This window comes from Streptomyces sp. NPDC048337 (assembly GCF_043201175.1).
Classification (GTDB): domain Bacteria; phylum Actinomycetota; class Actinomycetes; order Streptomycetales; family Streptomycetaceae; genus Streptomyces.
Window position 1 is genome coordinate 392,541 of the sequence record NZ_JBICYR010000003.1, and the last position, 21,278, is coordinate 413,818.

19 protein-coding genes are annotated in these 21,278 nt (G+C 73.5%); 13 read left to right on the forward strand and 6 right to left on the reverse strand.

Annotated elements, in window-relative coordinates:
• Positions 1-2: 2 nt before the first annotated feature.
• Both ACGFYU_RS07470 and ACGFYU_RS07475 read left to right on the forward strand, forming a co-directional pair.
• Complete coding sequence (locus tag ACGFYU_RS07470; protein ID WP_393826309.1) at positions 3-707, forward strand: class I SAM-dependent methyltransferase; 705 nt, start codon at positions 3-5, stop codon at positions 705-707.
• 38 nt (positions 708-745) lie between these two features.
• The gene (locus tag ACGFYU_RS07475) at positions 746-1,222 is read left to right on the forward strand and encodes a DUF6924 domain-containing protein (protein ID WP_393826310.1); all 477 of its coding nucleotides are present in this window, start codon (positions 746-748) and stop codon (positions 1,220-1,222) included.
• Between the two features lie 7 nt (positions 1,223-1,229).
• On the opposite strand, the gene ACGFYU_RS07480 is transcribed toward ACGFYU_RS07475, so the two are convergent.
• Positions 1,230-2,414, reverse strand: coding sequence for a cytochrome P450 (locus tag ACGFYU_RS07480; protein ID WP_393826311.1), 1,185 nt, complete (start codon positions 2,412-2,414; stop codon positions 1,230-1,232).
• 146 nt (positions 2,415-2,560) lie between these two features.
• On the opposite strand from ACGFYU_RS07480, the gene ACGFYU_RS07485 reads away from it, so the two are divergent.
• Positions 2,561-4,075, forward strand: coding sequence for an FAD-binding oxidoreductase (locus ACGFYU_RS07485; protein WP_393826312.1), 1,515 nt, complete (start codon positions 2,561-2,563; stop codon positions 4,073-4,075).
• Between the two features lie 9 nt (positions 4,076-4,084).
• Positions 4,085-5,422, forward strand: coding sequence for a hypothetical protein (locus ACGFYU_RS07490; protein WP_393826313.1), 1,338 nt, complete (start codon positions 4,085-4,087; stop codon positions 5,420-5,422).
• Here ACGFYU_RS07490 and ACGFYU_RS07495 read toward each other — a convergent pair.
• Together ACGFYU_RS07495 and ACGFYU_RS07500 are read right to left on the reverse strand one after the other, a co-directional pair.
• Positions 5,376-5,771 (reverse strand): hypothetical protein, encoded by a 396-nt coding sequence (locus tag ACGFYU_RS07495; protein WP_393826314.1) that lies wholly within the window; start codon positions 5,769-5,771, stop codon positions 5,376-5,378. The two genes, ACGFYU_RS07490 and ACGFYU_RS07495, sit on opposite strands and share 47 nt — an antisense overlap.
• 101 nt (positions 5,772-5,872) lie before the next feature.
• Positions 5,873-6,820, reverse strand: coding sequence for an AEC family transporter (locus ACGFYU_RS07500; RefSeq protein WP_393826315.1), 948 nt, complete (start codon positions 6,818-6,820; stop codon positions 5,873-5,875).
• A gap of 83 nt (positions 6,821-6,903) precedes the next feature.
• Between ACGFYU_RS07500 and ACGFYU_RS07505 the strand changes: the two genes are divergently transcribed.
• The 4 genes from ACGFYU_RS07505 to ACGFYU_RS07520 all read left to right on the forward strand — a co-directional run bounded on the left by ACGFYU_RS07505 (position 6,904) and on the right by ACGFYU_RS07520 (position 11,328).
• The gene (locus tag ACGFYU_RS07505; protein WP_393826316.1) at positions 6,904-8,259 is read left to right on the forward strand and encodes a sensor histidine kinase; all 1,356 of its coding nucleotides are present in this window, start codon (positions 6,904-6,906) and stop codon (positions 8,257-8,259) included.
• Positions 8,256-8,936 (forward strand): response regulator, encoded by a 681-nt coding sequence (locus ACGFYU_RS07510; protein ID WP_393826317.1) that lies wholly within the window; start codon positions 8,256-8,258, stop codon positions 8,934-8,936. Before ACGFYU_RS07505 ends, ACGFYU_RS07510 begins: the two co-directional genes overlap by 4 nt.
• 140 nt (positions 8,937-9,076) lie before the next feature.
• Entirely contained in the window at positions 9,077-10,120 is a 1,044-nt protein-coding gene (locus ACGFYU_RS07515; RefSeq protein ID WP_393826318.1) for an alpha/beta hydrolase, read from the forward strand.
• A complete protein-coding gene (locus ACGFYU_RS07520) occupies positions 10,117-11,328 on the forward strand; it encodes an acyltransferase (protein ID WP_393826319.1) in 1,212 nt (403 codons plus the stop codon). Before ACGFYU_RS07515 ends, ACGFYU_RS07520 begins: the two co-directional genes overlap by 4 nt.
• Before the next feature lie 16 nt (positions 11,329-11,344).
• Here ACGFYU_RS07520 and ACGFYU_RS07525 read toward each other — a convergent pair whose 3' ends face one another.
• A complete protein-coding gene (locus ACGFYU_RS07525) occupies positions 11,345-11,767 on the reverse strand; it encodes a DUF350 domain-containing protein (protein ID WP_393826320.1) in 423 nt (140 codons plus the stop codon).
• Positions 11,768-11,862: 95 nt separating this feature from the next.
• Between ACGFYU_RS07525 and ACGFYU_RS07530 the strand changes: the two genes are divergently transcribed.
• Positions 11,863-13,617: a GNAT family N-acetyltransferase gene (locus ACGFYU_RS07530; protein WP_393826321.1), complete on the forward strand. Its 1,755-nt coding sequence runs from the start codon at positions 11,863-11,865 to the stop codon at positions 13,615-13,617.
• On the opposite strand, the gene ACGFYU_RS07535 is transcribed toward ACGFYU_RS07530, so the two are convergent.
• Positions 13,614-15,632 carry an AMP-binding protein gene (locus ACGFYU_RS07535; RefSeq protein WP_393826322.1) on the reverse strand — a complete coding sequence of 673 codons (2,019 nt, stop codon included), beginning with the start codon at positions 15,630-15,632 and terminating at the stop codon, positions 13,614-13,616. The two genes, ACGFYU_RS07530 and ACGFYU_RS07535, sit on opposite strands and share 4 nt — an antisense overlap.
• Before the next feature lie 140 nt (positions 15,633-15,772).
• Here ACGFYU_RS07535 and ACGFYU_RS07540 point away from each other — a divergent pair, with 140 nt between their 5' ends.
• From ACGFYU_RS07540 to ACGFYU_RS07555, 4 genes are all read left to right on the forward strand, one after another.
• A complete protein-coding gene (locus ACGFYU_RS07540; protein WP_393826323.1) occupies positions 15,773-17,686 on the forward strand; it encodes an ABC transporter ATP-binding protein in 1,914 nt (637 codons plus the stop codon).
• 46 nt (positions 17,687-17,732) lie between these two features.
• Complete coding sequence (locus tag ACGFYU_RS07545) at positions 17,733-18,116, forward strand: VOC family protein (protein ID WP_393826324.1); 384 nt, start codon at positions 17,733-17,735, stop codon at positions 18,114-18,116.
• Positions 18,117-18,558: 442 nt separating this feature from the next.
• Complete coding sequence (locus tag ACGFYU_RS07550; protein WP_393826325.1) at positions 18,559-19,023, forward strand: hypothetical protein; 465 nt, start codon at positions 18,559-18,561, stop codon at positions 19,021-19,023.
• 44 nt (positions 19,024-19,067) lie between these two features.
• Positions 19,068-20,150: a MerR family transcriptional regulator gene (locus ACGFYU_RS07555; protein WP_393826326.1), complete on the forward strand. Its 1,083-nt coding sequence runs from the start codon at positions 19,068-19,070 to the stop codon at positions 20,148-20,150.
• Positions 20,151-20,181: 31 nt separating this feature from the next.
• On the opposite strand, the gene ACGFYU_RS07560 is transcribed toward ACGFYU_RS07555, so the two are convergent.
• On the reverse strand, positions 20,182-20,523 hold the full coding sequence (locus ACGFYU_RS07560; protein ID WP_393826327.1) for a hypothetical protein: 342 nt from the start codon (positions 20,521-20,523) through the stop codon (positions 20,182-20,184).
• Positions 20,524-21,278: the final 755 nt, after the last annotated feature.

Here is a 21,278-nt window from a genome sequence, read left to right on the forward strand (position 1 = left end):
GCATGACAGCGAGCTCGTACTTGAATTCCGTACGGTCCTCCTACGACACCGTCGCCGTCGACTACGCGCGGCTGCTCGGCACGGAACTGGCCCACAAGCCGCTGGACCGGGCCATGCTGGCCGCGTTCGCGGAGTGCGTGCGGGCCGAGGAGGGCGGCGGGGGCCGGGCGGTGGCGGACCTCGGCTGCGGTCCGGGGCGGGTGACGGCCCACCTGGACGGGCTCGGCGTACGGGCCTTCGGCGTCGACCTCTCCCCGGCGATGGTGGCGGTGGCCCGGCGGACCTATCCGGGGCTGCGGTTCGAGGTGGGTTCGATGGCCGCGCTGGACATCGCGGACGGGGTCCTGGGCGGGGTCCTGGCCTGGCACTCGACGGTGCACACCCCGCCCCCGGAACTCCCGCCGGTGTTCGCGGAGTTCGCCCGGGTCCTGGCGCCGGGCGGCCACGCACTGATCGCCTTCAAGGCGGGGGACGTGGGGGTCCCCCCCGACGGAGTCTGGGGGAAGATCCGGCTGGAGCGCGCGTACGGCCACCCGGTCGAGCTCGACGTGTACCGGACGCCCCCGGACGACATGGCCGCCCTCCTGACGGACGCGGGCCTGACGGAGGTCGCCCGCCTCATCCGCGAACCCGTCGCCCACGAAGGCTCCCCGCAGGGCTTCCTCCTGGCCCGCAAGGCCCCCGAGGGCGATGTCAGTGGCGCGTGAGATCGTCGGAACCGGCATCGGAAGTGCGGGAGGGGAACATGAGCGGGTTGCCGGAGATCGTGGGGCGTGACGAGTTCGCGGCCCTGGTCATCAGGACCGACTACGAGGACGAGGCCGCCTGGCGGGCGGTCGTGGCGGAGCTGGAACGACCCTGGGGGGACGACGGCGAGTTCGATGCCGCCGTGCATCTCGTCGACGACCGCGTCTGGGCGGGCGCCACTCCCGACCAGGTCCGCGAGGCGGTGCGGCGGGACGAGGAGACCTGTGTCGTCTTCCTCGCCGACGGGGTCACGATGAGGTCCGCCCTCCGTCCGCTGCTGGCCCTGGATCCGGTCGAGGAGGAGATACTCGACCCGGAGTTCTACCGCGAACTCCTCGACCTTCCCCGCGAGTTCCGGACGGTCCCGGCGGGGGTCCACTGCGTGCACGCGAACCTGTCGCTCGCCAACATGGGCTTCGAGGAGTACGCGGAGGCGGCCTCCGCCGAGGCCGACGGGGTCTACCGGTCCTTCTGACGGCCCGCTACCAGCGCACGGGCAGGCGGGTCACGCCGCGCATGAGGGTGCCCGGGAGCCAGTCGGGTGGGGTGTCCGGGGTCGGGGAGAGGGTGGGGAAGCGGTCCAGCAGGGTGCGGATCGCGACGCGGCCCTCCATGCGGGCCAGCGGGGCGCCCAGGCAGAAGTGGATGCCGTGGCCGAAGGCGACGTGGCCCTGGGCGGGGCGGCGGATGTCGAAGACGTCCGGCTCCGCGAAGCGGGACGGGTCGCGGTCGGCCGCGGCGAGGGCGACCACCACCGAGGAGCCCGTCTCGATGCGGATGCCGCCGATCTCCAGGTCCGTGCGGGCGAAGCGGTACGTGGCGTGCTGCACCGGGCCGTCGTAGCGGAGCATCTCCTCCACCGCTCCCTCGATCAGGCCGTCCGGGTCGGCGCGCAGGGCCGCCAGCTGGTCGGGGTGGGCGAGCAGGGCCCGTACGCCGTTGCCGATCAGATTGACCGTGGTCTCGTGGCCGGCGACCAGCAGCAGGAAGGCCATCCCGATCAGCTCCTCCGGGGAGAGCTGGTCGCCGTCCTCGTCGCGGGTCCGGATCAGGGCGCTCAGCAGGTCGTCCCCGGGGGTCTTGGCCTTGGCCTCGACGAGTTCGTAGAGGTACGCGGTCATCTGTTCCAGGACCCGGCCGTCCGTGCCCGCCGGGTCCACGGGGGCCACGATCTCGCCCGACCAGAAGCGGAAGCGCGCCCGGTCCAGGTCGGGGACGCCCAGGAGTTCGCAGATGACGGTCATCGGCAGCGGGGCGGCCAGGGCCGCGATCAGGTCGGCCCGGCGGTCCGGAGCGGCCGCCAGGGCGTCCAGCAGTTCGTCGGTGACCTCCTGGACCCGCGGCCGCAGGGCCTCGACACGGCGGGGGGTGAACTCCCGGGCCACCAGGCGGCGCAGCCGGGTGTGGTGGGGCGGGTCAGCCTCCAGCATGTTGCTGGCGGCGGCGCTCGCCGGGGTGTTCCCGAACAGCTCCGTCCCGAGCCAGTCCTTGGACAGGGCCGGGTGGTTCAGGGCCTGGCGGGCCTCCTCGTGGCCGACGACCAGCCACGAGCGCTCGCCGCCCAGCACCACCCGGTGCACGGGCCCGGCGGAGCGCAGCGCGGCGTAGAAGGGGTACGGGTCGGCGTTGAACTCTTCGGCGTACGCGCCGAGATCCACGAGAGGCATGGGGGAAGGGTACGACCCCCACCCCACCGGCCGAACCGTAAATATGACCAGCCGAATCGTTCCCCCTGTGCGCCGTTCGGGGGTGAAGCCGGTGTCCGTGGGCCCGCCTTCGCGGAGATCGGCTCCCGCGGTGGCAGGAAGGGGGGATGACCCTCCATCGCCGCAAGGTCCTGGGAACCGCGGCCGCGGCCCTCGTCTCCTGCCTCGGGGCGACGGCGGCCCGGGACCCGGACTACGGCGCGCTCGCCCGCGCGATCGACGGGCGGGTGGTGCTCCCGGGCGACGGGGACTACCCCGAGGCCCGGCAGCTGTTCCAGCCCCGCTACGACTCCGTCGCGCCGGCCGCGGTGGCCTACCCGGCGCACGCCGGTGACGTGGCCGTCTGCCTGGACTTCGCCCGCCGCTCCGCCGTGCCCGTGGTCCCGCGGGGCGGCGGGCACAGCTACGCCGGGTGGTCCACCCGCGCCGGCGGTCTGGTCGTCGACGCCGGAGCCATGGCCGACGTCGCGGTCGAGGGGGACGGCGTACGGATCGGGTCCGGGGCCCGGCTCGGGGACGTGAACGCCGCTCTCGCCGAACGGGGGCGCGTCGTCCCGACCGGCCTGTGCCCCTCCGTCGGCATCGCCGGACTCACCCTGGGCGGCGGCCTGGGACTGGCCTCGCGGGCGTACGGGACCACCGCCGACCGGCTCACCGGCGCCCGGGTGGTCACCCCCGACGGGGCCGTCCGCGAGGTCGCCGCCGACAGCGAACCGGAGCTGTACTGGGCTCTGCGCGGCGGCGGGGGCGGCAACTTCGGGGTGGTCACCGAATTCCGCTTCCGCACGCACCCGGTGGGCGACTGCGCCTTGGCCGAACTCCACTGGCCCGCCGCCGACTCGGCGGCGGTGCTGGCCGGCTGGCAGCACTGGCTGGCCGCGCTGCCGGACCCGTTCTGGAGCCAGGTCGAGTTCACGATCGAGGCCGGCTCCCCCACCGCGCCCCCGGCGGTGCGCGTGGTGTGCCTCGACGGACGCCCGGCGCTGGAACGGCAGTTGACCCGCCTGTCCGACCTGGTCGGCCGGCCGGTGTGGGACAGCCGGCTCACCGTACGGGGCTACGGGGACACGGTACGGGCCATGTCGGGCTGCGCGGAGCGGAGTCCGGAGCAGTGCCGACTGCCGGGCACCCTGCCCGGCCGCGACCCCCAGGGCCTGCTCGGCAGGGACTCGTACGCCGCGCGCTCCGACTTCTGGGCGGGCGCCGGGCTTCCGGACGCGGCGATCCGCGCCGTGCTGTCCGCCGTCGGACGGTACGGGCGGGCCGCGCCGCCGGGCGGGCTCGGCGTGGTCCAGTTCGACGGCGTCTGCGGTGGCGCCGTGAACCGGGTCGCGGCCACCGACACCGCCTTCGTCCACCGGGACAGCGCCTTCCTCGCCCAATACCTCGCCTACTGGCCCGGCTCCGCGACCGCCGCCGAAGTGGCCCGGCACCAGGGCTGGCTCGACGGGCTCTGGCAGGACCTGCGCCCCTGGGCGAGCGGGCGGGCCTACCAGAACTACACGGACCCGAAACTGACCGGCTGGCGCGAGGCCTACTACGGCCCGAACCTCACCCGGCTCACGGAGGTCCGGCGCACCTACGACCCCGACCGGCTCTTCCGCTTCCCCCAAGCCCTCTAGGAGCTATTCGTGCGACGTACGTTGACCATGGCCGTGGCTGCCGCCGCCCTGCTGGTGCCCGGAGGGCCGCTGCCCGTCGCCGAGGCCGGGAGCGCCGTCGCCCCGGTGGCGGCGGGGCACTGGACCGCCCGCGATGCGGAGTCGTTCTGGACCGCCGAGCGGATGGCGGCGGCCGTCCCACTGCCCCCCGGCCCGGACCCGGTCTCCAACCCCGCGCCCGCTCCGGACCCGGTGGCCGCCCCGACGCCCGTTCCGGGCCCGGTCGCCAAGCCCGCGCCGGTTCCGGACCTTGTGGCCGCCCCGGCGCCCGTTCCGGATCCGGTCTCCAGCCCCGCGCCCCGTCCTGACCCAGTCGCCGCCCCGGCACCCGTTCCGGTCCAGGCCCCCCACCCTGCGCCCGTTCCGGATCCGGTCCCCGTGCCCGTATCGGACCCGGGCGCCAACCCCGCGCCCGTTCCGGCTCCCGTCCCCACCCCCGTGCCGGAGCCTGCCGCGACCCCGACGCCGTCTCCAGCCCCCGCGTCGACCCCGGCCCCGGCGCCGGCAACCACACCGAACCCAAGCCCGACCCCGTCCTCCACCCCGGCCTCCCGCCCCCTCCCCGCCCGGCTGCCGGCCGCAGGCCCCGGTATCGGGCAGGACTTCGACGGGATCCCGGTCGTCGGCCGGATGTTCGTCGTCAAGGGCGGCGGTGCGTACTTCTGCACCGCGAGCGTGGTCGCCTCCCCCGGCCACAACCTGGTGCTGAGCGCGGCACACTGCCTGACCGGCTCCGACACCCGGCAGATCGCCTTCGTACCGCAGTACACGCGCGCGAAGCCCCAGCCGTACGGGATGTTCCCGGTCCTGCGGGACGCGACCGGCCACTCCAAGATCTGGATCGACCCGCGCTACCGGTCCCAGGGCGTCGACCGCGCGGCCACCCTCGACGTGGCCTTCGCCCAGGTGGGGCCGGACGCCCACGGCTTCCCCGTGGAGGACGTGGTCGGCGGCAACCGCCTGGTCACCGGGGCCGGTTACGTCCACCCGGGCATCTCGCTGATCGGCTATCCGGCCTCCGCCGCGCGCCCGCGCCTGTGCGTCAACCGGACGACGAAGTTCACCAGCACCGACGCGCGGATCCCGGGCTCGTTCCTGCGGATCGACTGCACCGGCTATCCGGGCGGGACCAGCGGCGGCCCCTTCCTGGCCCGCTACGACGCGCGCACCGGGACCGGTGACGTGGTCGGGGTCATCGGCGGCTGGAAGACGGGCGGGGACACCGCCGACACCTCGTACAGCTCGTACTTCGGCACGGACATCAGGAAGTTGTACGAGAAGGCGGTTGCCGGGGCGAAGGCGGGGTGAGCACCCGGACCCAGCGGGTCCGGCGCGGGTTGCCGACCGTGCGCGGGGTCGCCGGGAGCCCGTCGACGGTCAACGGGTCGGCGGGCGCCAGCCCGAGCCGGCGGCGCAGGTCGGCGAGGGCGGCGTGGACGGGCGCGAGGACGAGCTCGGCGCCCGGGTCGATGGAGGCGAGGGCGTGCGCGGTGGTCTCGATCGCCTCGGCGGCGTCCTCGGCGGCGGTCCGGCTCCACCGGCCGGGCGCCGCCCCGGTCCCCCAGGGCATGACGGTGTCGTAGAGGTGGCAGGCGGCATCGGCCACGGCGTCGGCCCGTTCCCGGACACCAGGCGCCGCGATGGTCGGCAGTTCCATGCCGCATCAACGAGCCGGTCCCCTCCGGGGGTACGAGGCCGCTGCCGCGGCGCTGCCCGGACCCGGTCCTCAAACGCCGGTGAGGCTGGATATCGATGCGCTCATGAGGCCACGGTCTGCAACCACAGCGGCAGCAACAGGAGGGACACGAGCGAACTCTTGATCACTATGGAGGCGGAGAGCTCGACGCCCACGTCGTAGCGCTGAGCGAAGATGAACAGGTTCTGCGGGGTCGGCATCGCCGCGATCAGGACCAGATACGCGAGCCACTCCCCCCGCACGCCGAACAGCGCCCCGCACACCGCCCAGGTGAGCAGCGGGAAGGCCAGGCACTTGAAACCTATGAGTGCCAGCTCCTCGCGCGTGGTGCCCCGCAGGTCCAGGCCGATGCCGCCCAGGTGGAGGCCGAGGGCGAACAGGGCCACCGGCGAGGCGCTGTCGCCGACGAAGGCGGCCCCGTCCAGGACCACCGAGGGGACGTGCACCGAGAGCAGGTTGAGCAGGATCCCCGCGTTGCAGGCCAGGACCAGCGGTGTGGCGAGCGAGGCGCCGACCGCCCGGGCCAGGCGCCGCCCGGGGCCTGCGATCTCGGGCCCCGGACGGCCGAGTTCCATCAGGGCGATGACGACCAGCGACAGGACGCACACCTGGAAGAGCAGGATCGGGAAGATCGGGGCGGCCGTCCCGAACACGGTGATGAAGACGGGGACGGCGAAGTAGGCGGTGTTCACCTGGACTCCCGCCATGACGCGCAACGCCACGGCGCGGGGCTCCCGCAGTCCGCTCGCGATCGCCGCGGTGACCACCGCGGCCACCGCGAGGGCGGCCGCCCCGGCGTAGCCGCCGATCGCCTGCCAGTCGAAGAGGGCCGCGAGGTCGCCGGCGTAGATGTTGCCGAAGAGGTAGCAGGGCACGGCGAAGAGGAACGCGTAGTCCGAGAACGCCTTGGAGGCCTCGGCCGGAACGATTTTGCGTCGGGCCAGGAACACCCCGCCGCCGAACGCCAGCAGTACCGGCACCAGCTTTTCCAGCGCGGCTGCCCCGCCCATGTACACCGGCTCCCCGTGATCGACCGGCGAGCAGCCTATCCGTACGGCGGATCGGCGTCCGAGGAGCATAGGCTGGTCCGATCATGAGCGACAAAGCCCGCCGCACCCGTCCCCGCATGCGCCTCCGGACCCGCGAACGCAGCCGTGACGCCTCGCCCGCCGCCCGGGTGCCGGGCGCGCTGGCGCAGCTCGCGGTGGTGATGAGGACGCCCGCCCGGGCCGCCGAGCCGCTCTTCGCCCAAGCGCCCAAGGCCTGGCAGCGGTGGCTGCCGTTCGGGGTCGTCGGCGTCTTCGTGGTGACGCTGCTGCCGGTGACCATCGCGGTGCTGACGAACGACTACGGGCTGGGCGGCGGTTGGTCCGGCGCGCTGGGGGTGGCGCAGACCGTGCCGCTGCTGCTCGCCGTGACCCGGCCGATGGCCGCCTGGGCGCTGGTCCTGCTGTCGGACACCATCGGCGCGGTGCTGCTGATCTGGGCCGACCGGGTGGCCGCGCACGCCTGGCCGTGGACCCCGATGGCCATCGTCGGCTATCTGGCGCTGATGGCCTGCCTGGGGCTGCGCGAGTCCATCCGGACCCTGGTCGGGGTGTGGCTGGCGACCGGCGCGGTCGGGGCGGTACTGGGCTTCTCCCAGCCGACGGGCTCCATGAACACGGCCGCCCTGCTGTTCGTGCTCTCCGGGGTGATGCTGGCACTGACGGGGGCGCTGCGCGGGCTGGGCGACGCGCAGCAGCGGATCGCCGAGCAGGAGAGCATCAGCGAGGCGGAGCGGGCCCGGCGGACGCTGCTGGAGGAACGGGCCAGGATCGCCCGGGAGTTGCACGACGTGGTGGCCCACCACATGTCGGTGATCACCGTACAGGCCGATTCGGCGCCGTACCGGCTGCCGGGCATGCCGGAGCCGGTGCAGGAGGAGTTCGCGGCGATCGCGGCCAGTGCGCGCGAGTCGCTGGGCGAGATGCGGCGGCTGCTGACCGTCCTGCGCGGGGACGGTACGGAGCGTGCCGAGAGCGAGAAGGCCCCGCAGCCGGGCATCGACCGGCTCCAGCAGCTGGTGGAGGCGACCGTACGGGCGGGGCAGCCGGTGGAGTTGTCCCTGGCCGCCGGTGCGGCCGAGGCGGCGCCGCCCGCCGTGGACCTGTCGGCGTACCGGATCGTGCAGGAGGCCCTGGCCAATGTGGTGCGGCACGCGCCCGGGGCGCGGACCCGGGTCTCGGTGACCGTCGACGAGGACGAGGTGCTCGTGCTCGTCGTCAACGGCCCGGCCCGGGACGCCGTGGTGGCGCTGGAGAGTTCGGGCACGGGCCACGGTCTGGTGGGGATGCGGGAGCGCGTACGGTTGACCGGCGGGACCCTGGACACCGGTCCGCTGCCCGACGGAGGGTTCCGCGTCGCCGCCCGCCTGCCCGTCAACACCCCGAGCGAGGACGCAAGTTGACCATCCGCGTGATCATCGTCGACGACCAGGCCATGGTGCGGGCGGGGTTCGCCGCGCTGCTGTCGGCGCAGGCCGACATCGACGTGGTGGGCGAGGCGCCCGACGGGCGGCAGGGTGTGCAGGTCTCCCGCTCCACCCACCCCGACGTGGTGCTGATGGACGTACGGATGCCCGAGATGGACGGACTGTCGGCCGCCCGGGAGCTCCTCGATCCCCCGCCCGGGGTGGTGCACCGGCCCAAGGTGCTGATGCTGACCACCTTCGACATCGACGACTACGTGTACGAGGCGCTGCGCGCCGGCGCCTCCGGGTTCCTGCTGAAGGACGCGCCGCCGGCGGACCTGATCGCGGCGGTACGGGTGGTCGCGTCGGGCGAGGCGCTGCTGGCGCCCTCGGTGACCCGGCGGCTGATCGCGGACTTCGTCCAGCAGCGGCCGGCGCCGCGCAAGGATCCGGCGCTGCGGCTGAACGGGCTCACCCCGCGTGAGACCGAGGTACTGGAGCTGATCGCGCGGGGGCTCTCGAACCAGGAGATCGCCGGCCGGCTGGTGGTCGCCGAGCAGACGGTCAAGACGCACATCGGGCGGGTGCTCGCCAAGCTCGACCTGCGGGATCGCGCCCAGGCGGTGATCTTCGCGTACGAGGCGGGGCTGGTGCGGCCGGGCGACTCCGGCTGACCTCTTCTCCTCCACCCCCTACCGGGGTATGACATCCGACTTGGCTCCACGGTCCGACGTACGGGCCGATGCCTCCTTCCTACCTTCCTCCTCGTCACGAGGCCCGTCACACGGCTCGCCACGAGGAGAGGAGAAGGGGCATGCGCCGCTTCGGAAGGACGATGGTCACGGCCGCGCTGGCGGTGGCCGTCGTCGCGGGGACCGCGGGATGGGCCTCCGGCGACAGCCAGCGGGCGGTCACCGGGCCGCCGCCGGGGGCCGCCGCCTGGCGGGCCGACACGGTCTCCGGTCGGGCGCTGCCCGATCCGGCGGGGGCGACGCCGCGCGAGGTGGCGCGGTTCTTCGCCGGGCTGGACGAGGGCGCGCGCCGGGAGCTCGTACGGTCCCACCCGCTGGTGGTGGGCAACCTGGACGGCGCGCCGCTCCCCCTGCGGTACGAGGCCAACCGGATCGCCGTCGCCGCGACGGGTGAGGCCCGCTACGCCTCCCTCGCCGCGCCGGACCGGCGCATCCTGGCCTTCGACCCGCGCGGGCGGGGCCAGGTCGCCGAGGTGTTCGGGGACCTGGAGCACGCCGAGCACGTCTCGGTGATCGTGCCGGGCTCCGACAACGACGCCACCGGCTACGACGCCGTGCGCAAGCCCGCGACCGGGCCGGCCGGGATGGCCCGTGCACTGCGGGCGGCGGTCGGCGGCTCCACCGCGGTGATCGCCTGGGTCGGTTACACCACCCCGGTCGGGGTGGGCCTGGACGCGGCGGGCGGCCGGCTGGCCGAGGCGGGGGCGGTACGCCTGGCCCGGTTCACACAGGGGCTGGACGCGGTGGGCGCCCCCGACCCGGTGCTGTTCTGCCACAGCTACGGCTCGGTGGTCTGCGGGCTGGCCGCGCGGGACACGGACGCCACCGACATCGTGGCGTTCGGCTCACCGGGGATGCGCGCCGACAGCGCGGCCGGTTTGCGCACCCGTGCCCGGGTGTGGGCGGCTCGGGGACCGTCCGACTGGATCGCCGACATCCCGCACGTCGAGTTCGCGGGGGTGGGACACGGGGCCGATCCCACCTCGGCGGCGTTCGGGGCGCGTCGGGTGCCCGCCGCCGACGTGCGGGGGCACACCGGCTATTTCGCACCCGGCACCCAGTCATTGGCGGCGTTCGCCGCGATCGCGGAGGGGGAGGTCCGATGAGCTTCTTGACCCTGCTGAAGGGGACCGCCGACCGGATCGAGCGGCAGACCCCCGCCCACCGCGACCGGGCGATCGACGGGCTGCGGGCCCTGGCGCTGCTGGCCGTGCCGACCGGGCACTGGCTGCTCGGCGGATTCACGCTCGATGCGGAGGGCGGCCTGCACAATGCCAGTCCGTTGTCGGCCTTCGGGGGGCTGGCTCCGGCGAGCTGGGTGCTTCAGATGCTCGGCATCTTCTTTCTGGTCGGCGGGTACGCCTCGGCGCTCTCCTTCCGGCGCCGTAAGGGATCTGCGGGGGCGTGGCTGAAGGGGCGGATGGCCCGGCTGGGGCGGCCGGTGCTCGGGGTGACGGCGGTGTGGGCGCTGGCGGCGCCGGTGCTGTACGCGGCCGGGGTGCCGCTGGCCACGCTGCGGACCGGGGCGACGCTGGTGATCCAGCCGTTGTGGTTCGTCGGGGTGTATGTGGTGGTTACCGCGCTGACGCCGTACTGCGTGCGGGCGGCCCGGAGGCTCGGGGGGTGGGCGGCGGCGCCGTTGCTCGGGGTGGTCGCGGTGGTGGACTTTCTGCGGTACGGGCCGGTCGCGGATTCCGTGCCGTCCTGGGTGGCGCTGATCAATGTTCTGCCGGGCTGGCTGTTCGCGTACCAGCTCGGGGTGGACTGGGGCGAGGGGCGGATCGGGCGGCGTGGGGGGTGGCTGCTGCTGGTGGGTGGGGCCGTGCTGTTCGCTTCGCTGCTTGCGGTGTTCCACTACCCGGCGTCGATGGTGGGCGTACCGGGTGAGGCGCGGACCAATTCGCATCCGCCGTCGCTACTGGTGCTGGCGCTGGCGGCGGCGCAGTCGGGGGCGGCGATCCTGTTGCGGGAGCGGCTTGCGCGGGTTCTCACCCGGCCTGTTCTGTGGGCGCCGGTCGTGATCATCAACCTGTGCGCCATGACCATTTTGTGCTGGCATCAGACGGCGATGCTGGCGGCGGCCGTGCCGGGGTCTTTTGTGGGTGGGGTGGCCGGGCTGACCACTGCGCCGGACAACCTGGGGTGGATTGCGGCGCGGGTCGCTTGGATGCCGGTGTTCGCGGTCCTGTTGGTCGTCATCGCGCGTTACGCGCGGCGGTTCGAGCAGCCGTGGCGCAAGGCGACCGCGGTGCGGGGCGCTGTGGCGGGGCTGCTGGCCGCCGGGTTCGCGGTGTTCGCGCTGGGGCTGGCGTAGCCGGGGGGCGGTGCCGTCAGGCGATGGACGCAGCGACGATGGCGGCTACGGCGAGGTTGCAGGAGGCCGTGACCCAGACCGCCGGGTGGGGCTCGGGGTCGACCACGATGGCGCCGAGCTTGCCCGGAGTGACCAGGTCGAGCACCAGGAAGGCCACCGCCATCAGGATCAGGCCGAGGACACCGAAGGCCGCGGTCGACAGGAGGCCCTTGCCGAAGTCGTTGTAGGTGGTCCAGATCGAGGTGAAGACGATGCCGCCGATGCCGAGGAGCGCCGAGCTGAGCATGATGGCGGCGTTGCGGTTGCGCTCTTCCCAGATCTGCTTCGGGAGCTTCCCGGGCGTCAGCACGTCCACGAGGACGATGCCGAGGATCAGCAGGACCAGGCCGAGGGCGCCGTAGGCGCTGGTGCGGCCAAGTCCGTTGATGATGTCGCTCATTGAGAAGCCTGTCTCCGGGTGGGTGGGAAAGGATGTGCCTTGGGCTGGCCGAATCTATCGCACCGGCCTGTGGCGGACCATGGGGAGGTCAGGAAATGGTAAAGGTCAGGCGGGCCCGGGAGGAGGAGGCGGAGGGCCTGACCGGGCTGGTGATGCGGTCCAAGGCTCATTGGGGGTATGGAGCTGAGTTTCTCGCCGGGTGTGAGGAGGAGCTGCAGATCCGGGGGGAGGAGGTGGCGGACCGCCGGATCGTGGTGGCCGAGGATGAGGACGGGGTGGTGATGGGGGTCGCTTCCCTGGAGGGGGGCGGCTCGCGGGCGGTGCTCGGGCTGTTGTTCGTCGAGCCCGCCGTCATGGGGTGCGGTGTGGGGCGGCTGTTGTACCTGGATGTGCTGCGTCGGGCCGTGGAGTTGGGGGTGCGGCGGCTGGTGATCGACTCCGATCCGCACGCGGTTGGGTTCTATCGGGCGATGGGGGCGATCGCTGTACCGGGCGGCCCGGGTGACTTGGTGCGGTTCGAGGTGGCTCCCGTTCCGCTCGTCGGGTGGGCCCGTGCGTGGACCGGGGGCGGGCCGGCCGTGCACCTGGGGAACGTCGCCGAGTTCAATGCGCAGTTCGCCGATATCAGCTTGGATCGGGAGCAGTGGCCCGCCCATCACTACGCGTGCCTGGCCGCCTTCTACAGTCCGCAGCCTGCCGTGCTGGTGCTGCCCAGGGCCGTGCCGCGGGGCTGGGCCGAGCTGGTGTGCCGCCAGTTGGGGTGGTCGGGGGTGGAGGTGTACGACGGGCTGGTGGAGCGGGGGGCGGGGCTGGTCGATGCCGTGAGGGAGCGGCCGGCGCTCGTCGAGCGGATCACGGGTGCGGGGCGGCCCCTCGTACCGTGGGGGCGGACGCGGGCGTTCGGGCGGCTGGCGGGGCGGCCGTTTCGGGACGGGGAGCTGCGGTACGAGTCGAAGTCGGCGGCGCACGGGCTGTTCGGCCGGATTCTGGCCGAGGGTGGGCATCCGGGGATCGTGCTGCCCGCGCAATGGCGGGCCCACTCCAGGTGGGCGGCGGTGCGGTTGTTGTCCGCCCGGGCCAAGGCCGGGGAGAGCAGTGTTCTGAAATCGGAGCATGGTGTCGGGGGTTCGGGTACCACGGTGGTAACCCCCGGGCAGGTCCGGGCGGCCGGTGGGGCCCGCGCCCTGCTGCGGCGGCTGCCGCGCGGGCCGCTGCTGGTGGAGGAGTACGTCCAGGGCCCTGATCACGGCCTGCGCGATCTCACCTACGACGGCTTTGTGGACGACGACGGCCGCGTGCACGAGGCGGGCGGGGCCGTGATGGACGTACGGGACGGCTGCTACGCGGGGGCCACCGTCGGGCCCGGGGTGGTCCCCGCGTGGGCGAAGAAGCCGCTTGCCGCCTTCGGGGCGGCCGTGGGGCGGGAGCTGGCGGCCGCCGGCTACCGGGGCTGGTTCGACGTGGATTTTGTGATGGATGACGCGGGGCGGCTCGCGCCCACCGAGACCAATCTGCGGCTGACCGGGCCGTCCATCGCCTTCATGGTGGCGGCCCGGCTCGACGCGCTGCGGGGCGCGGGTCACCTCGTACGGATCGTCGACCGAGTGGAGTTGGGGGCTCGGCTGCCGGAGGCGCAGTTGGACGAGCTGTGCACCGATCTGGCGCGGGCCTGCGCCGAGCTGGGGGCGGTGTTCGTCCCCGCGATCCCGACCGCGGCCTTCGACCCGGTGCCCTGGCTGGGTGTGCTGGTGGCCGCGCACAGCAGGGAGGTGCTGGACGCGGCGGAAGCGCTGGTGCGGGCCGAGGTGCTGGCGGTGGACGCCATGTTCGGCCCGTCGGACGCCTCTTAGGCCTCCTCCTGGGGGTCGAAGTGGAAGGGGTCGTCCGGCTTTCTGGCGAGGAAGACGGCCACGATCAGGCCCGCGATCATCAGCGGGACGTTGAAGAGGTAGACGAGCAGGGCCTGTTGCGGCCAGTCGTGCTTGCCCGCCAGCCGGTAGAGGTTGTCCTGCGGCCACCAGGCCAGCAGCAGGTAGCTCGCGGCGAGATGGGCGGCCCTGGTGCGCCGTCGGCCCAGGTTGCGGTGCTTCATCCTGCGGTGCCCGTTGATCAGGAACAGCACTCCGGCGCCGAAGGCGAGCACCTCGCACACGTAGAGGAGGAAGAAGAGGGAGGCCCACGGGTTCGGCACCCCGCTGAGGTCCGTCGAGCCGGGCCACAGCACGTTCGTGAGCAGCAGGGCGACGAAGCCCAGCACCGCGGCCCCGCAGCCGAAGGCGCAGCCGCCCGGTTCCGCGGCGGCCTGAGCGGCGCGGCTGAACTTGTTGGGTGTGGCCACCGCTTCGGGGACGTGCCGTGCGGGCAGCGGCAGGGCCGTCCGGTCCTCCTGGCCCGCCCGGCCGCGCGGCAGGGCGCGCAGCTTGATGACGCTGCGCGGGGTCTCCTCCTTGAGCACCACGCCCGCCAGGTGGTCACGCAGCCCCCCGACGTCCGGCAGCGCGGCGGCGGCGTCCCAGGCGATCACGTCACCGGGCGGCGGGGCGACGTACGCGACGAGCCGGTTGACGCCGGTGTCGCCCGCGACCGCTGTCACCATCGCCCTGCCGACGCCGGGATGGCTGCGGATCGCGGCCTCGATGGAGTACGGGTCGAGGGAGCCGCCCGGGACGCCGATCCGGTCCCGGATCCGGCCGCGGAACTCCAGCAGGCCGTCCGGGCGGAGCAGCCCGAGGTCCCCGGTGGGGATCGCGTCGCCGCCGCCGGGCGGCGTGAGCCGTATCTCCCCGCCATGGACGTGGACACCGCAGCCGGGGAAGGGGACGCCGAGCAGGGAGAGCCCGGTCGGTTCGTCGATCGGGCCCCGCAGCTGCGGGAGTTCGAAGTGGGCGCCGACTCCGGCCACCTCGGTGAGGCCGTAGACGGCCAGCACCCGCACCCCCGGCCGCAGCCGCGACTGCAGGGCGTCCAGCTCGTCGAGGAAGACCCGGTCCCCGGTGAGGGCGAGCAGGCGCAGCGACCGGGCGTCCGCCCGGAGCGTGCGCCCGCTCCGCGGCACCCCGGGCGCGGGCTTCGACCCGCGCACGACGAGCCGGTCGGCGGCCACCGGGTCGGTGTGCAGGACGGTGACCCGCTCGGTCTCCACCGACCTCTGGATGTCCTCCGGCTTCCAGGGCGAGATGACGGGGAGCACGAGGGTGCCGCCGGAGCACAGGGCCCGGGTCCAGCCCGCGGCGAAGTCGGTGAGAGCCGCTCCGGCCGTGATCAGGTGCCGGTCCTCGGGGGTCAGCCGGGCCACTTCGGCCCATCCCTCGTACGCGGTGAGCAATGTGGTGTGGCCTACGGGGACGGCGCGCGGCTCCGCCGCCCCGGTGAACAGGACCGCGGCGGTCCCGGCGGGCGCCGGGGCCTCGGGCGGCCCGGCCGGCTGCTGCGCGATCGCGGTGGCCTGCTCCTCCAGCCGGATCACCCGCAGGCCGCTTCCGCTGTCGAGAGCCGGCTCCTGGGCGGCGCGGGTGAGCAGCGCGAAGGGCTCGACGGCGGCGAGCTGCCGCCGGCCGGTGCGCGGGGTGTCGACGTCGATGACGGCGTAGACCCCGCCGGCCTTGAGGACGGCGAGGAGGGCGATGAGCAGTTCGGCCTGGCGGGTGGTGCCGATCGCGACGAGGCCGCCGGGCGGCAGGCCGGAGGCGAGCAGGTGGTGCGCCAGTCGGTTGGCGTGCGTGTCGAGCTGCGCGTAGGTGAAGCTCTCGTAGCCGGCGATGACGGCGCGTCCGTCTGGGGTGTCGCGGGCCCACTGCTCGAAGCGGTGCAGGACGGTGTCGGTGGTGCCCTTGCCGAAGCGTACGGACTCGGATCCCTGCGTCATGGACCGATGATGCCATCGGGCACCGACAACGGACGTGGGATGTGAATTTCGCTCGTACGGACGGCAGTTGGCGACTCCGGAGAAGGGTGCGCGGCCGAATCCTTGACCTGAAGCTTGGTTGAGGTCTTAACGTTTCGGCCATGGACATGGAAGTCACCGCTTGGACCTCCCTGCACAGTGCGATCAACGCACAGCAGGACCGGCGCCCGCTCTCCCGGGCGAGCCTGCGCCGGGTCGCCGCCTTCGCCCGCCCGCACCGCCGCGGGCTCACCCTCTTCCTGCTGCTCAGCGTGGTCACCGCGCTCCTGGCCGTGGCCACCCCGGTGCTCGCCAGCCGGATCGTCGACGCCATCGTGGCCGGCCGCGACAGCGGCGCCGTCACCCGCCTCGCCCTCCTCATCGCGCTGATCGCGGTCGCGGAGGCGGGGCTCGGGCTGCTGACCCGCAGGCTTTCCGCCACCCTCGGCGAGGGGCTGATCCTCGATCTGCGGAGGGCGGTCTTCGACCACGTGCAGCGGATGCCGGTCGCCTTCTTCACCCGGACCAGGACCGGGGCCCTGGTCAGCCGGCTCAACAACGATGTGATCGGCGCCCAGCGGGCGTTCAGCAACACCCTGTCCGGGGTGGTGTCCAACACCGTGACCCTGCTGCTGACCCTCGCCGTGATGCTGAGCATCTCCTGGCAGATCACCCTGCTGGCGCTGGTGCTGCTGCCGGTGTTCGTGCTGCCGGCCCGCCGGATGGGGGCGCGGATGGCCGCGATGCAGCGGGAGGCCTCCGCCCTGAACGCGGCGATGGGGACCCAGATGACGGAGCGTTTCTCCGCCCCCGGCGCGACGCTGGTCAAGCTGTTCGGTCGGCCCGCCGACGAGTCCGCCGAGTTCGCGGCCCGGGCGGCGCGGGTGCGCGACATCGGGATCCGGACGGCGATGGCCCAGTCGGCCTTCATCACCGCCCTCACCCTGGTCTCGGCCCTGGCCCTCGCCCTGGTCTACGGGCTCGGCGGGTACTACGCCCTGCGCGGGACCCTGGACGCCGGCTCCGTCGTCGCCCTCGCCCTCCTCCTGACCCGGCTCTACGCACCGCTGACCGCGCTCGCCGGAGCCCGCGTCGAGGTGATGAGCGCGATGGTGAGCTTCGAGCGGGTCTTCGAGATCCTCGACCTGAAGCCGCTCATCGCCCAGAAGCCGGATGCCCGCCGGGTGCCCGAGGGGCCGGTGGCCGTGGAGTTCGACCGGGTCTCCTTCGGCTACCCCTCCGCCGACAAGGTCTCCCTCGCCTCCCTGGAGTCCGTCGCCACCCTCGACACCCGGGGCGGGACGCAGGTCCTGCACGAGGTGTCCTTCCGCGCCGAACCGGGCCAGATGGTCGCCCTGGTCGGCTCCTCCGGCGCCGGCAAGTCCACCATCGCGCAGCTGCTGCCGCGGCTGTACGACGCCGACGCGGGGGCGGTCCGCCTGGGCGGGGTCGACGTACGGGACCTCACGGCCGACTCGATCCGCGAGACGCTGGGCATGGTCACCCAGGACGGGCACCTCTTCCACGAGTCGGTACGGGCCAACCTGCTGCTGGCCCGGCCCGAGGCGAGCGAGGAGGAGATCTGGGAGGCCCTGCGCCGCTCCCGCCTGGACGGCCTCGTCGCCTCGCTGCCGGACGGGCTGGACACGGTCGTCGGCGAGCGCGGCTACCGGCTGTCGGGCGGGGAGCGGCAGCGGCTGACCATCGCGCGGCTGCTGCTGGCCCGCCAGCGGGTGGTGATCCTCGACGAGGCCACCGCCCACCTGGACTCCACCTCGGAGGCGGCGGTGCAGGAGGCGCTGGGCGAGGCCCTGGCGGGCCGGACCGCGGTGGTGATCGCGCACCGGCTGTCGACCGTACAGGCTGCGGACCTGATCCTGGTGGTCGAGGACGGCCGGATCGTGGAACGCGGTACGCACGCCGAGCTGCTCGCGGCGGGCGGGCGGTACGAGGAGCTGTACCGCACGCAGTTCGCGGCGGCCGACACGACCGGGGACTCCGTACCGGGGGGCGCGGCGCCGGTGTCCGGCGCATGATGGCGTGATGGCGTAAGGGATCGAAGACGCAACCCAGGAGCGTGCGATGGACATCAAGCTGGAGCTGGTCGCCGTCCCGGTCACCGACGTCGACCGGGCCAAGGCCTTCTACGAGAAGGTCGGCTTCACCGCGGACCACGACGTCACCGTCAGCGAGGACATCCGCTTCGTGCAGCTGACCCCGCCGGGGTCGGCCTGCTCGATCGCCCTGGGCAAGGGGCTCACCCGGATGACGCCCGGATCGCTGGACAACATGCAGGTGGTCGTCGCCGACATCGAGGAGGCGTACGCCGATCTGCGCGGCCGGGGCATCGAGGTGACCGAGATCCAGGACATGCCCTGGGGCTCCTTCGTCTACTTCTCCGACCCGGACGGCAACGGCTGGGCGGTCCAGCAGACCACCCCGCGCACGGCGGCGGATCCCGCCTGATCCTCCGGGCGCCGGGCGGCCGTCCCCTCGTACGTTCGGGCGAACGGCCCGCCCGCACCCGGAGCGCATGCGGCTTGCGGGGCGGCCGGCCTGGAAGGGTCCGGCGGATGAGCACCCTGATTGTGGTGGCCGCGGTCGCGCTCCTCGCCTCGTTGGCCGCCAACCGCTTCCTGCGGCCCAAGATGGTGAGCGCCGACGACGAGGGCATGAACGTCCGCGATCTGATCGGACCCATGCAGACGCTCACCGTCCTGCTCCTGGCGTTCGTCCTCGCGACCTCGGCCGCCTCGTACAGCAAGGCCGACGACGCCGCCCGCGCCGAGGCGCACGCCCTGGACCACCTCGCCGAAGTGGCCGCGTACGTGCCCGATGCCCGCGGACGCGGCTGCAGAGCGGTGTCGTCTGCTACGCCCGCTCCGTACGGGCCAAGGAGTGGCCCGCCATGGAGAGCGGCCGGAGCTCCGCTCAACCCGGCGTCTGGAGCGCCGACTTCCGACAGACGGTCCTGGACCTGCGGACCGATCCCGCCTTCGGCATGCTCGTCTCGGCCGACGAGAGCCGCTCCGCCCAGCGCCAACAGCGCCTCGCCCAGTCCAGCCCCACCATCCCGCCGGCCATCATGTGGTTCCTGCTCACCACGCTGACCCTCACCGTCGTCGGCCTCGGCGTCTCCATCCCCCACCGGAACAACGGCGCGCAGCTGGCGTCCCTCGCCGTGATCACCGCGCTCCTCACCAGTGCCCTCGTGATGATCTACACCGTCGACCGCCCCTTCGCCGGGTTCATCCACATCGCCCCGACCGCCATCCAGGAGACCGAGCAGGAGACCTTCCACGACCTGCGTGCCGCCCATCCCGGTGTACGCCTCCCCTGCGACCTCTCCGGCCGACCGGTCACGCCCGCCTGACTCGGTTTGACCTTCAAGCGGCATGAAAGTCGACAATCACCGGCATGGAAGAGATCAACGGCATCCCAGAACCGGAACTGATGAGCATCAGCGCGTTCGCCCGGCGAGTCGGGCTCGCCCCGAGCGCCCTGCGCTTCTACGACGACTGCCGCGTACTGCTGCCCGCGCACGTGGACGGCAGCACCGGCTACCGCTTCTACTCCCCCGCCCAGGAGGCCCGGGCCGCCCTCCTGCGCGGCCTGCGCGAGGCGGGCCTGGCCCTGGCGGACGTGGTCGCCGTGCTCGACGGGCCGCCGGAGCGCGCCCGGGATGTGCTGGTGCGGCACCGGGCGGCGGCCCGGGAGCGCGGCCGGGCCGCCGACGCGGCGCTCGGGGCCGTCCTCGGCTCGCTGCCCGGCTCCCCCGCGGCCACCGAGTTCACCCTGGGCGGGGCCGAACTGGCGAGCGCGGCACGGCAGGTGGCGCCGGCTGCCGGGCGCGATCCCGCGACTCCCGTACTGGGCTGTGTGCTGGTGGAGTTCGAGGAGGACGAGGTCCGGTTCGTGGCCACCGACCGCTACCGGCTCTCGCTGCGCACCCTGCGGCCCGGCTCCCTGACGGGTCCGGCGGGCCGGGTGCTGATCGAGGCGGACGCCCTGGTCGGGCTGGGGGCGTGGGCGGCCCGGGCCGCCGAGGTGACCGTGGTCGCGGGTGCCGCCGGGACCCCGCTCACCGTCCGGCACCCGGGCGGCTCCCGCGAGCTGGCGGTGACGGCCGGGGAGTACCCCGCCTACCGGGACGTGCTGGACGCCATGACGCCGCCCGTGCACCGGGTGGTCGTGGACCGGGCGGCGCTGCTGGCCGCCCTCGACGGCTGCGGGGACACCCCGGCCGTCGCCGTGGAGCTGGGCCGGGACCGGCTGCTGGTGGCGGACACCGTACTGCCCGCACTGCGCGCGGAGGCCGAGCCGGTACGGATCGGCTTCGACCCGGCGGTGCTCGCGCCCGCCCTGGAGGCGAGCGTGGGCCCGGACGTCCTGCTGGAACTCCCCGCCCCACCCCGCCCGATCCTGGTCCGCTCCGCCGACCAGGGCAGCTTCACCACCCTGGTCATGCCCGCGGCCCTGCCCGCCGCCCACCAGCCCTGAGGGCCGGCTGCCCGGCGAGCCCCGAGGTCGATCAGGCGTGGCTGTGGTGTCCCTCGAGCTCCCACGCGTGGTGGCTGAACTCGTGGCGGAAGTCGGCGTGGTCCTCCCACATGCGGGCGATACCGCGCAGGACGTCCCAGTTGTGCTCCACCGACTGGTCGATGACGCGGCGCATCGCCGGGTCGGCCGACTCGCGCTGCGCGATGAGTCCCTTGATGTGGGAGGCCTCGAGGACGGCGTTGCGCAGCGCGCGCAGCGCACGGGAGGTGTCGTCCATCCCCCAGCCGTGCTCGCTGCCCGTCGACTCGTCGAACAGCGGGGTCAGCCTCGCCTCGATGAACGCGGTGATCCGCTCGAAGTGCTGCACGTCCATCGGGGGCTCCCTCTCCTGCCCGGGCCACCACGTGTCCCCGGCGTCTTTCCGCTCGGCTGTTCCCGGTCATTATCCAGCAGCCCGACTCGCCCCCTTGCAACAGGTTGTAGAAGGCTAAAACATCTGCTTCAGGCCATAGTTGCGCCGGGCACCCACCGCCACGGGTCCGGCGCCGGAGCCGGTCCGTCCGCATTCGGCCACGCGCACCGGCCCGCGCCCGGTCGGGCACCGCCCCGCAGGCGCGCGCGGAAACGTACCACCGGGTGACGAACCGCCGACGGCCGGTCGACGCCGGGAGGCCCGGCCGCGCGGGCGGAGCCCACGGCCCGCGCCGCGCCCACCAGCGCACGGACAACGGCAGAGCGCGCGCAGTCGCCGCACCTCCCCCCGCCCCGCGCGGGTTCTCGTATACGAAACCGCCGGAAGAACGTACCGAAAAAGGCCGGCACACCTCCGCGATTTCGCGGCACGCACAGATAGCGGACACCCGAACCGATCCGGCCAAAACCCAGAACCGGCCTCCCCCGGCGCGTCCTTGACGCCGTCAACTCGCCCGTCCCATGCTGATGCCGTCCGAAATTCAAGGACGCTGACCCGTTGACAGGACAAAGGGGTGACAAACATGAAGGTCAAGGTTGCCGAGAAGCAGGACACCGTTCGCACCACCACGCCTTACGTCGCCGGCTAAGGCGAATTCGGTGGGGGGTCCGCTCAAGCGGGCCCCCCACCCCCTCCGGTGAGACAGATTCGGACAC